The organism is Bradyrhizobium sp. ORS 111 (assembly GCF_045571485.1).
Classification (GTDB): domain Bacteria; phylum Pseudomonadota; class Alphaproteobacteria; order Rhizobiales; family Xanthobacteraceae; genus Bradyrhizobium.
In genome coordinates, this window is record NZ_CP120701.1 from 1,115,963 (window position 1) to 1,128,265 (window position 12,303).

At 64.7% G+C, this 12,303-nt stretch carries 6 protein-coding genes and 1 tRNA gene; 4 read left to right on the forward strand and 3 right to left on the reverse strand.

The annotated features are described in order from the left end of the window. Positions 1-215: 215 nt before the first annotated feature. The 3 genes from P6U30_RS05125 (at position 216) to P6U30_RS05135 (ending at position 1,317) form a co-directional block, all read left to right on the forward strand. Positions 216-845 carry a Maf-like protein gene (locus P6U30_RS05125; protein ID WP_407168437.1) on the forward strand — a complete coding sequence of 210 codons (630 nt, stop codon included), beginning with the start codon at positions 216-218 and terminating at the stop codon, positions 843-845. Between the two features lie 71 nt (positions 846-916). Further along, positions 917-1,099 carry a DNA gyrase inhibitor YacG gene (yacG, locus tag P6U30_RS05130; protein ID WP_407150330.1) on the forward strand — a complete coding sequence of 61 codons (183 nt, stop codon included), beginning with the start codon at positions 917-919 and terminating at the stop codon, positions 1,097-1,099. Between the two features lie 142 nt (positions 1,100-1,241). Next, positions 1,242-1,317: transfer RNA gene (locus P6U30_RS05135), tRNA-Phe, on the forward strand. A 163-nt stretch (positions 1,318-1,480) separates the two neighbouring features. On the opposite strand, the gene P6U30_RS05140 is transcribed toward P6U30_RS05135, so the two are convergent. Continuing rightward, positions 1,481-2,233: a hypothetical protein gene (locus P6U30_RS05140; RefSeq protein ID WP_407168438.1), complete on the reverse strand. Its 753-nt coding sequence runs from the start codon at positions 2,231-2,233 to the stop codon at positions 1,481-1,483. Between the two features lie 1,057 nt (positions 2,234-3,290). Between P6U30_RS05140 and P6U30_RS05145 the strand changes: the two genes are divergently transcribed. Next, positions 3,291-10,034 (forward strand): autotransporter-associated beta strand repeat-containing protein, encoded by a 6,744-nt coding sequence (locus P6U30_RS05145; RefSeq protein ID WP_407168439.1) that lies wholly within the window; start codon positions 3,291-3,293, stop codon positions 10,032-10,034. Positions 10,035-10,332: 298 nt separating this feature from the next. On the opposite strand, the gene P6U30_RS05150 is transcribed toward P6U30_RS05145, so the two are convergent. Together P6U30_RS05150 and P6U30_RS05155 are read right to left on the reverse strand one after the other, a co-directional pair. Continuing rightward, positions 10,333-10,644, reverse strand: coding sequence for a DUF1127 domain-containing protein (locus P6U30_RS05150; protein WP_407168440.1), 312 nt, complete (start codon positions 10,642-10,644; stop codon positions 10,333-10,335). A gap of 21 nt (positions 10,645-10,665) precedes the next feature. Further along, entirely contained in the window at positions 10,666-12,081 is a 1,416-nt protein-coding gene (locus tag P6U30_RS05155) for an MFS transporter (protein WP_407168441.1), read from the reverse strand. Between the last annotated feature and the right edge of the window lie 222 nt (positions 12,082-12,303).

Here is a 12,303-nt window from a genome sequence, read left to right on the forward strand (position 1 = left end):
CGGCCGCGCGGCCGGCTTCGCCTCTTCAAGGAAGAGGTGAAGCATGCTCCGGCTCGCAGAACCGCCCCTTGTCGCCAGACTGACAAACGGCTGTGCTTATGGGGCCTTGCCTTCAAGGAAGCGCGATTCGCGGCCGGTTCCAAGGTTGTGCATCGATCCCCCATCCGATAGGTTCCGCGCGCGTTCGTCCCCCCAATTCCAGCCCAAAAACCCGCATGCTTGGCCGTCCCAAATTCGTTCTTGCTTCCGGTTCGCCGCGGCGGCTGGCGCTGCTCAACCAGGCCGGCATCGAGCCCGATGCGCTGCGCCCGGCGGATGTCGATGAGACCCCGCGGCGGGGCGAGTTGCCGCGCGCCTGCGCCAACCGCCTGGCGCGCGCCAAGGCCGATGCCGCGCTAAAATCGGTGCATCTCGACGATGATCTGCGCGGCTCCTTCATCATGGCCGCCGACACCGTGGTCGCGGTCGGCCGCCGCATCCTGCCCAAGGCCAATCTGGTCGATGAGGCCGCGCAGTGCCTGCGGCTGCTCTCCGGCCGCAACCACCGCGTCTACACCGCGATCTGCGTGGTGACACCCAAGGAGGCGTTCCGCCAACGCCTGGTCGAGACGCGCGTTCGCTTCAAGCGGCTCAGCGAGGACGACATCCAGGCCTATATTGATTCCGGCGAATGGCGCGGCAAGGCCGGCGGCTATGCCGTGCAGGGCATCGCCGGATCCTTCGTGGTCAAGCTGGTCGGCTCCTACACCAATGTCGTCGGCCTGCCGCTCTACGAGACCGTGACGCTGCTCGGCGGCGAGGGCTTTCCGATCCGCTACGGCTGGCTCAATTCCGTCGCGGTCTGAGGCCGCCTGGCGAGGAACCTCGCGCCCTGCCGCGCCCTTGAGTCTCCAATTGGAGTAGGCTCGATCCCGCCATGGATGACCAAGCACAAAAAAACCCGGGCCCGACGCGACGCTGCCCGATCTGCGGCAAGCCTGCCGAGCAGGCCTTCCGCCCGTTCTGTTCCGCGCGCTGCCGCGACGTCGACCTGAACCGCTGGCTGAGCGGCACCTATGTCGTCCCCGGCCGCGAGGACGACGAGGAGGACCCGGAATAGCCCCGATTTCCCAACAAGTTGGGGAAACGTTTGATCCTGGGCTGCGCCCGGCGAAGCCTTTGGCGAAGCCGGGTGGACACGGCGCCTCGACCTCTCTATAAACCGCCCGCTCGCTTCGGCCTTTTCGGCCCAAGCCGGGTACGCCCAGGTAGCTCAGTTGGTAGAGCATGCGACTGAAAATCGCAGTGTCGGTGGTTCGATCCCGCCCCTGGGCACCATACGCCTTCCCACGCCGGAGCTTGATCCAATACGATTGCGTGCTCGATGATCGGCGCGAGGGGCGTTCGCGGAATTCTCTTCCCAGACCTCGCCAAGGTCACCTGCGTTCCAATCCAGCTCCGGCAGCGCTTGAGTTCTTCTGGCCAGGCTCGCCTCTCGTGCCTAGTTCGCGATGAGACTCTGGAAGGCAAGCGGCTTGATTGAGATCGAGCCGATAAACGGCCGGTCGTGTGCCAGAATCACGAAGTAAGCGGCGGACGCTACCAGCACATATAGGTGCGTGGCTGTCACCTGCATGCGCAGCGAATGTGTATTGCAGATGGCGATCGCCGTCAGCGCCGATGTCGATATGATGACCATCGCGATCCATTGCGCCCAGGTAATGCCGGCATTCGATGCGGCGATACGCGCGATGCGTGCATTGCGAGCCACAAGAACCTGGTTCAGGAGCGCCGAGAATATTGGCTGCTGATCGAGCGAGGTCGGCTGGTGGGAAAGGAATTCGATCAGGGTGACCAGAATGCTTTCCGATGTGTTGAATACCGGATCCTCAAGAGTGCCGCCCTTCGCCATTTCGGGCCAATCGACCCTGATCACGCTCGTTGCATAGTCGCGGATGTTGGTACGAATCGCGGTCCGAACCTCGGCAGGAAGGCCCGCGGCGAGCACCGATGCATTTTCCAATGCATCCGCTTCTCGTTGCACCGTGTTGCGGGCGTTGAGTGCGTCGTTCCAAATACCGGCGGCGGAGAATGCCACGATGAGGGCAAAGATCGTGGTGCAGGCGCCGATGATCGAATCGCGGATCGGCAACATCTCGGTCGGTCCGAACCCGGCGAGGCGGACGAGCGTGCGGATTGCGCCGATGACCAGCCAGCAGACCGTAAGGCTGACGAGAAGGACCGCGACGAACATTTGCGGCAGCGGCAATTGATGAAAGAAAATGAACATGGCAGCGATTTTGCGTGGGTGAGGTTCGAGTGACGGGACCGGCTGGGAATTCGACCGCGCTGCGCGTTGTGGATGCCGAATGGACGAGGGACGTTCCTCGTCCGGTTTTGCACTCGCGTGATTAAGGATTCTTGTACGAATCGAGTTAACACTGTGCCGACGAGCAGTCGCGCCGTCGCCGCAGGACGGCGCAGGAATGTGTGGCGGGGGGCAATGTGGCTGCGAGGACGCGTGAGCATGGCATCGCCATGCTCACGATTGGAATGTTTCGTTCAGGACGCTCGGTGGCGGAAGACCTCGCCCTGCGGGTTGTGGTGACGATGACCGGCACCGCCACGTACCTCAATCCCGACGCACCAGGGCACGCCGTCGTGCGCGGCGACGACGGTGTCGTTCAAGGCGTCCGCGAGACCGCTCCGGTTCACGAAGTCGAACCAGATGCGCGATCGCTCATCCGGCTCGAATCATTTCCAAGGTATTCGCCACCGACCTTCCGGCAACGGCTGCCGCGGAGGAACGCCTCAGTCTCACAGTCGCGCTAGGCGGAACTCGCGGGCTGGGCCGTGAAATGACGGGTGCAATGAGGATGCGGACGGGTTTTCGAAACAGCGCGGCCGGCGCACCCCATCTCTCCCGCTTCCGCCGGCTGAGCGTTCTCATCTGCTCGACGGTGATGGCGCGCGCTTTGCTGGCGCTGGCGACGCCGGCGACGTTCGCTCTGGTGGCAATGCCAAGCCGCCCGGCATTTGCGCAAGCATCGGGAAGCGGCGGAAACGGCGGAAATCGCTTCGATATTTACGGCAACATGTACGCGGCCGGTGCCGGCGCGGCCAGCCCGAGCCCCACCTTTGGTGGCGGTGGCGGCGGTGGGGGTGGCAACGGCTTCTCAGGCGCGGTTCAATCCACTGGCGGTACCGGCGGGACCACTAACGATTTTGCTACAACCCCTGGAGGGGGGCCCGGGGCGATCGGATTTGATGGGTCGGGAGGGGGGACGATCCTGGGAGGCAACTGGATCGGCGTGGCTGGCTCGCCTGGTACTCCCGGACAAACCGCGCCGACCGACCGCACCAATCCGTTTGCCTCTGGTACGGACGGCAGCAGCGGCGGCGGCGGCGGCGGTGGTGGTGCCGGCGCGCTCCTTGGCAACGTCGACGCCACAACAGGAAACGGCGTCACTATTCAGGGAGGGGACGGCGGCGCTGGCGGTGTCTCTGGCAATGGTTCGTACTCGTACGCGGTGTCCTCAAGCGGAGGTATGGGTGGTGGCGGTGGTGGCGGCGGCGGTGGTGCGGCCGGTGTCCTGCTTGAGAGCGGTACCCTCAACGTTGGCACGAACGCGGTGGTCTCCGGCGGCAAGGGGGGCAACGGCGGCGACGGCGGAAGCGGTGCGGACGGCGGTCCCGGCGCAAGTACGATGGTTTGCACCGATTTTGGATGTCGTGTGGTCGGGTTGCCCGGAGGCATCCAGGGCAACGGCGGCGATGGCGGCGGCGGCGGCGGCGGTGGCGTCGGCATTTTTGCCGGCGCGTTTTCGTCCGTGACGATCGGCAACAACGTCAAGGTAAGTGGCGGGAAGGGAGGCGACGGGGGCCTTGGTGGCTACACTGGCGCTAACGGCGAGACCGGTCTCGCTCAGGGGATACCAAGCGGCAATGGCGGCAACGGCGGCAAAGGTGGCGATGGCGTGCATCTCGGGACAGGCGCCATCCTTCAAGTTGGCGCCGGGGCAAGCGTGCTCGGCGGCGACGGCGGCAAGGGGGGAATCAGCCTCTACAATATGAACGATTCCTCCGCCGTGCCTGGAGCGACGGGCCTCAATGGACAGGCTGGCGTCGGCATCTCCAGCGTCTCCGGCGGTACGATCATCAATGCCGGCACGATCGAAGGCGGCCTGAATCCCGACGGCTCGCGAGCCAATGCGATCACCTTCGGCGGCGGCAACAACTGGTTGGAGCTTCAGGCCGGCTCGAACATCATCGGCAACGTCGTCGCGAGGCCGGATCCGAACAATCCTAACACATTCGCGCTTGGTGGAAACCAGAATGCCAGCTTCGATCTGTCGGGGCTCGGCCATCAGTATCAGGGCTTCACGAACTTTGCGAAGGACGGAGCGAGCATCTGGACGCTGTCCGGGTGGAGTACGGTTGCCGGAAGTGTCACGGTGGACCAGGGCGGCCTGACGTTGGGCGCCGCTGCATTTCTCGAAAGCCAATCTCTCGACATGTCCGGGACCGGCGCGATTCATGTCACGAGTGGCGGGCGCTTCATGGTCGACAGTCAAGCAACCATTGACCCAGGTACCGGCAATCAGCCTGCCATGATCGATGTGAACGGTGTGAACGCGGCGTTTGTCGCCGGCAGGCTTGATGTCGAGGCCGGTACGGTGAGCATCGCCAATGGCGGCAGCGCTAGGATCAATTCGGATTTTGTGCTTGCCGGTGCCGCCGGCAGTTCGGCGGCCCTTCACGTCAGCGGTGTTGGATCGTACCTGCAGGGCAATTTGAATATCGGGGCCTTGGGCTCAGGCGACGTCATGATAGACGGCGGCGCCGGGGTCGAGGCTGCCAATGTCAACATCGGCAATATCACCGACCTCAGCACGACAAGCACCGTGACGGTGACGGGCGCGGGGTCAACGCTGAAATCGGACCAGATATCGATTGGAAACGGGGCGCTGACCCTGTCCAATGGCGGTGAGGTCTTCGGCGGCAGGAATCCGATCGTTGTCTCGCAGGCGGGAGGCTATGCTTCGTTGAATATCGGCGCGGCCGCCGGCGCCGCAGCGGTTGCACCCGGCACGCTGTACGGGACCGATACCCTCGCGATCAACAGCCACGGAACGCTGGTCTTCAACCACACCAGTAGCAACTACGCCTTCGCCAACAAGGTCACTGGGAACGGCGCCATCAACCTTCTGGCCGGCACCACCATCTTCTCCGGAGACGACAGCCAATTCACCGGGAATACGACAGTCTCGGGCAGCACGCTGCGGATGGCCAGCACCGGCAACCTCGGCGGCGCCCTCGCGGTCAATACGGGAGGCCGTCTCGAAGGTCTCGGCGCGGTCGGCTCGACCACGATCAACAGCGGCGGCACCATCGCGCCGTCCAGCGGCGGCGCCATCACCATCAACGGCAATCTGGCGCTGCAGTCGGAATCGGCGTTCGAGTATCATCTCGCCGATCCGTCATCGTCGCTGTCCGTGATGCCGGTACCGGGCACGTCGGTCATCAACGTCATCGGGAATCTCGCGCTGAACGGCGCCAACCTCGACATTCTCGGCAACGGCGCGGCCCCGAGCATCGGCTATCACCGCCTGATCTCATACACAGGTTCATTGTCGGGAACGAATTGCCCAACGAATTGCGGGCTGAAGGTCAGAAGCTCTCCCCCGAGCAGCCCGATCGCCTACTCCTATACGGTCGACACCACGACCTACCACAATGTCGATTTGCTGGTGACGCCCGATGGCCTCAATGTCCTGCAGCTATGGGGCGGCGGCACCAATGGTGTCGGCATGGGCAGCGGCACCTGGAATGCCGGCAACGCCAACTGGCTCAATCCGATCGGCGGCATCGTGCCGTCCAACTGGGGCAGCGGCTATGGCATCTTCCGTGGCCCCGGCGGCACGGTCACGGTCGATGGCGCGCAAACGTCGGTCGGGCTGCAATTCGCGGGCGGAGCGTATACGCTGGCGCCGGGCACGGCCGGATCGCTGAACCTGGTCAACAGCACGGCAGTCGGGATTGCCGTTCCCGGCATCGACGTCCTCGCCGGCGAGACCGCGACCGTCGACGTGACGATCACCGGCACCGACGGACTGCAGAAGACCAGCGATGGCACGCTGATCTTGAGCGGAGCCAACACCTATACCGGTGGCACCATCATCAGCGGCGGCGTGCTGCAGATATCCTCCGACGCCAATCTAGGCGCCGCGGGCGGCAGCCTTACCTTCGATAACGCGACCTTGCAGACCACGGCGAGCGTCGTCTCCGGGCGCGCGGTCAATCTCCGGGGAGCCGGCGCGTTCGACATCGCATCTGGCACCACCTCTGTCTTCGGCGGCGCCGTGACCGGTGCGGGCAGCCTCACCAAGCTCGGCGACGGCACGCTCGAACTCCAGGGCAACAATAGCTGGACCGGCGGCACCCAGGTCACCGCCGGCACCCTGCGCGCGGATACGCCGGGTGCGTTGCCGGCCTTCACTGATTACGTGCTCACCGGCGGCACGCTCGATCTCAACAACAACAACCTGACCGTTCGTTCGCTGTCGGGCACCGGCGGCCAAGTGGCGCTTGGCACCGCCACATTGGGTATCAATCAAACCATCGACAGCTATTTCGGCGGCGCTATCTCCGGCGCCGGCGGGCTGACGAAAAGCGGCTCCGGCCTTCTGATCTTGACCGGCAGCAGCAGCTATAGCGGTGGCACCAACATCATGGGCGGTACGATCGGGATCGTATCCGACAGCAATCTGGGCGCCGCCACCGGCGCGGTCACGATGTGGGACGGCACCACGCTGGCAATCCTGGACGACGTCGCGACGACACGCAATATCGGCATCACCGGCACCTCCACTCTGTACACCCTCGCCGGCACGACGCTGGGCGTTGGGGGCCAGATTTCCGGCGGCGGCACGCTCGTCAAGGACGGCGGTGGCAAACTGATGCTGACCGGAGCCAACAATTACAGCGGCGGCACCACCATCAATGCGGGTACCCTGCAACTCGGTAATGGCGGTCCTTCCGGTTCGATCACCGGCGACGTCCTCAACAACGGCATCCTCGCCTTCTACCGTGTCGACACGTCGGCGTTCGCCGGCGCGATCTCCGGTACCGGCTCGGTGCAGCAGATCGGCGCGGGCACCACGATACTGACCGGCAACAACAGCTATTCCGGCGGCACCACCATTGCCATGGGCACGCTGCAGCTCGGCAATGGCGGCACGTCGGGTTTGATCACCGGCAATGTGACCAACAATGGTACGCTGGCGTTCAACCGCTCGGACGCGGTGACTTTTGATGGCGCGATCACCGGTGCGGGCGCGCTGAACCAACTCGGTTCCGGCACGACGATTCTTACCGCCAATAATAGCTATAGCGGCGGCACGACGATCACCGCGGGCACGCTGCAGCTCGGCAACGGCGGCATGTCGGGCTGGATCCACGGCAATGTGACCGACAATGGTGTGCTGGCCTTCAATCGGTCGGATACAATGATCTTTGACGGTACGATCACGGGCGCGGGCAGGCTGGTTCAACTTGGTCCTGGCACGACAGTTCTCACCAACAACAGCAGCTATCTCGGAGGCACCACCGTCGCAGGAGGCGTGCTGATGCTCGGCAATGGCGGCGCCTGGGGCGCCATCACCGGCAACGCCACCAACAACGGCGTCCTCGCCTTCAACCGATCCGACACTTCGGTGTTCGCAGGCAACGTCACCGGCACCGGTTTGCTGCTGCAACTCGGCGCGGGAGCCACGGTGCTGACCGGCACCAGCAGTTACGGCGGCGGGACGCTGATTGCCGCCGGCACACTGCAGCTTGGCAATGGCGGCACCACGGGTTCGATCACCGGCAGCGTCACCAATAACGGCGTGCTCGCCTTCAACCGCACCGACAGTTCGGTGTTTGCCGGTGCGATCTCCGGCTCAGGTTCCGTGCAGCAGCTCGGCGCGGGCACCACGGTGCTGACCAGCGCCAACACGTATGGCGGGGGCACGACGATCGCCGCCGGCACGCTGCAACTCGGCAATGGCGGCACCTCCGGATCGATCCTCGGCAATGTCCAGGATCAGGGCACGCTGGCGTTCGATCGCGCTAACACCGTGATCTTCGCCGGCAGCATCAGCGGCGCAGGCGCGCTCGCACAGATCGGGTCGGGCACCACCGTCCTGGCCGGCAACAACACCTTCACCGGCGGCACCACGATTTCCGCCGGTGAACTCATCGTCGGTAACGGCTTTGCCTCCGGAACGCTCGCCGGCAACGTTGCCAACAGCGGCATCCTCGCCTTCTACCGGGCCGATACTTCCGAGTTCACGGGCGCGATCTCCGGCGCCGGGTCGGTGCAGCAGATCGGCTCGGGCACCACCTGGCTCAACGGCACCTCCAGCTACACCGGCCCGACCGACATCTATGCCGGGCGCTTGTCCGTGAACGGTTCGATCGCAGCGTCCTCGCTCACCACCGCGCATGCGGGCGGCACGCTCGGTGGCAACGGTATCGTTGGCCATACTCTGATCGATGGCGGCACGCTGTCGCCGGGCAACTCCGTCGGCTCGCTCACCGTGCAGGGCAACCTGACGTTCACCGCGGCCGCGACCTATCTCGCCGAACTCAATTCCGTCACCTCCGATCGCGTCAATGTCAGCGGCACGGCGACGCCCGCCGGCGCGACCGTTGTCGTCGCGGTCTATCCAGGCAGCGACTACGTGAAGACCCGCTACACGCTGCTGAACGCCGCCGGTGGCGTCCAAGGCACCTTCGGCGGACTGGTCAACACCAACCTGCCGGCGAGCTTCAATCCGTCGCTGAGCTACGACCCCAACAACGTCTACCTCGATCTCAAGCTCACCTATGCCGGCGGCATGAACATCAACCAGCAGAGCGTGGCCAATGGGCTGTCGAACGGCTTCAGTGCCGCCGGCGTCATTCCGCTGGCGGTCGGCGGCTTGACGCCCGCGGGCCTCACGCTCGCGTCGGGCGAACTCGCCACCGGCATCCAGCAGACCACGTTCGACGCCATGGGGCTATTCATGACGACGATGACCGATCCATCGGTGGCCGGCCGCACCGGATGGTCGTCGCTCGACGGCCGTGCAGCTTTGGCCTATGGACCGGTGACGCCGGACAAATTGGGCGGCGCGCGCGACGCGTTCGCGGCGCTTCCCGGCGCGGCGGCGGCCGCCTCGTTCGATCAACGCTGGAGTGTCTGGGCGGCCGCCTTCGGCGGCGGGCGCAGTACTAGCGGCAACGACATCATCGGATCGCACACCCTCACCGACCGCATCTATGGCGGTGCCGTCGGCGCGGATTATCGGCTATCGCCGGACACTCTGCTCGGCTTCGCGATGGCTGGCGGCGGCACGGGCTTCGGCCTCGCCAATGGTCTCGGCAGCGGGCGCTCCGATCTGTTCCAGGCGGGTGTGTACGCCTATCACCGCATCGGCACCGCCTATCTGTCAGCGGCGCTCGCCTGCGGCTGGCAGGACGTCACGACTGATCGCACGCTGGCGCTCGCCGGCAGTGATCGCCTGCGTGGCACCTTTCAGGCCAACGCGTTCTCCGGTCGCCTCGAAGGCGGGTACCGGTTTGCGACGCCTTTCGCCGGGCTCACACCCTACGCGGCTGGGCAGTTCGTGACGCTTGATCTGCCGTCCTATGCCGAAGGCGTGCTTGCCGGAGACAACATGTTCGCCTTGAACTATGCATCCCGCAGCGAAACGGCGAGTCTGTCTGAACTCGGCGTGCGCACCGACAAATCGTTCGCGCTTGACGGTGCGCTCCTGACGTTGCGGGGGCGCGCCGCATGGGTGCACAATTTCGACACTGGACGCAGCGCCGCTGCGACTTTCCAGGCGCTTCCGCAGGCGAGCTTCCTGGTCCGCGGCGCGACGCTGGCGCCCGACGCCGCGCTCGCCACGGCCTCCGTCGAGATGAAATGGATCAACGGTTGGTCGGTTGCCGGAACCTTTGAGGGCGAGTTCTCAGGTCCCAGCACCAGCCTCGCCGGCAAGGGGACCGTTAGCTACCAATGGTAAGGGTGCATCGTGCGACACGCCGGCGGCTGCGGCAGGAGCGGCAGACTACCGAAATGCCATCAAGTGAATTAGACCGCTCGCTGAAAGCAGAGCTCGCGAGGTCGCGGGTTTTGCGATGCACCGAACCTGCGCGGCGCTCATGCCATCATAACAAGCACAAACAGCGGTTCGCCGTGTCGGTGATTGGGCATGATTCCCTCCCTGGGCACCATGAGCCTTTCCGCGATCTTGTACGATTGCGTTCGCCAGATGATCGCCGCGAAGGGCGCTCGCGTTCGATTAGCGCGCGATCACAGGCTCACTCGCCGTATGTCCGAATATGGCGCTCAGATGACCCCGAGCTTTCGTCAGACTTCCGCTTTGCGCAATAGGGGTTCGGGCGCTGTCTCGACACACGATAGCTGGCGGCATCCTGCAGAGCTGAGCCTATCAGACCGCGATGAAGGCCGATATCTCGCAGCTCTTCATCGCTGAGACTCTGCAAGAAGGCCAAACTCGCCTGGTATTTGCGCTGAGTGATGAAGGCCGCGATCCATTCACTGACGAGACTGAAAAGCCATCTGCCGATGGTCCCGAAGGGAGGACGTGCTGCGGCCCCTCGGGGCACCACATGAACTCGACCTGCCCCCCTTCATCGTTCTTCCTTTGCTCGGCCATGCCAGATCGCGACCGCACCTGCGAGCAACACGGCGGCCGATATCACCAGCGAGGTATGTGCGCCTGCAATGAACGCTTTGTCCCCTCCGACGAGCGAGCCGAACAGGGCAACACCAAGCACGCTGCCGGTTTGCCGCGTCGCGTTCAGTACGCCCGCGGCGATGCCGGATCGCGACTTCTCGACACTGCCGAGCAGAGTCGAGGTCAAGGACGGCACGAGCAGGCCGAGCCCGCCGCCGAGGACGATGAGCTGAGCGCCGATCGCCCCGTAGCTGGTGCCTGAGGCCATGGGCAGCAGCGCAACGCAGCCCGCGGCAGTGATCACACAAGCCAGCGCAATGGTTTGCGGCGCGCCGAGGCGCTCGCTGACCGACGCGGTGATCAGGTTGGCGGGCAGCACCATGGCCATCATGGGCACGAAGGCGAGGCCCGTTGCGAACGGCGACCAGCCATTGACGTTCTGGAAGTAGAGACTGAGCACGAAGATCAGGCCGTAGAAGGCGATGTTGAAGAGAAGCCCGACCAGCGCGGTCAACGCGAACATGCGATGGCGGAACAGCGACAGCGGCAGCATCGGTTGTGGCGCGCGCGCCTCGCGCCATACGAACAGGAGTCCGATCACGGCCGCCCCCGCGAAGCCCATGATGACGAGCGGATGGCTCCAGCCGAGCGCGCCGCCCTCGATCAGGGCGCCGGCCAGCGCGCCAAGCGCTGTGGTCGCCGCGATCTGTCCCGGCAGATCGATTTCGCGCTGCGCGAGCCGCGGCGTCTCCTCGGCATAGCGCCAGGCGAGCCAAAGGCCGGCGGCGCCGATCGGCAGGTTGACGAGAAAGATGGCGCGCCATCCGACCAGCGCGATCAGCACGCCGCCGACGAACGGCCCCGAAGTCAGTGCGACGCTCGCACCTGCGGCCCAGAAGCCGACCGCGCGGCCGCGCGCCTTCGGATTGGTATAGGCGTGATTGAGCAGCGTCAGCGAGTTTGGCACCAGGATCGCCGCCGCCAGGCCCTGCACGGAGCGCGCAGCGATCAGGAACATCGCTGACGGGGCCAGTGCGCAGGCGAGCGAAGCCAACGTGAAGATTGCAAAGCCCCCGATGAATATCCGTTTGGCGCCAACACGGTCGCCGAGCGCGCCGGCGGTCAAAATGAAGGCAGCGAACGCGATGGTATAGGCGGTCACCACCCATTGCAGCTCGGCGACGCTGCCGCCGAGCGAGGTGCCGATGCTGCTCAGCGCAGTGTTGACGATGGTGATATCGAGTTGCACCACGCCGAGGCCGAGGCTCGTGGCGGCAAGCGCCAGCGCCGTCGCGAGAGGCGAACGGGATGACGCGTTGTGGGAGCGGGCTTGTTCCGGCCGCCTTGTGTTGAGCGAAGCTGTTTGCATTGATCACACTCAGTTGTCCGTGAGAATTTGACGGCTCGGATAAGCCTGCTTTGCGATCATCATTCGATACAAATCGAATATTCGGAGCCGCGGGGATGATATCTTTCGCCCATCGCGGCGCTTGCTTTCGCGGAGCTTGTTGCTGTCCAGGCAACCTATGTCCGGCGATCGAACCAGTCTTGCGGAACTGCTACGGTCTCGGCCGAAGCATTTGCGCTTGGC

What these genes read in the sequence shown, in the direction of transcription:
- yacG (WP_407150330.1), top strand. Translation starts at nt 917, where the DNA reads ATGGATGACCAAGCACAAAAAAACCCGGGCCCGACGCGACGCTGCCCG.
- P6U30_RS05125 (WP_407168437.1), top strand. Translation starts at nt 216, where the DNA reads ATGCTTGGCCGTCCCAAATTCGTTCTTGCTTCCGGTTCGCCGCGGCGG.
- P6U30_RS05140 (WP_407168438.1), bottom strand. Translation starts at nt 2,233, where the DNA reads ATGTTCGTCGCGGTCCTTCTCGTCAGCCTTACGGTCTGCTGGCTGGTC.
- P6U30_RS05155 (WP_407168441.1), bottom strand. Translation starts at nt 12,081, where the DNA reads ATGCAAACAGCTTCGCTCAACACAAGGCGGCCGGAACAAGCCCGCTCC.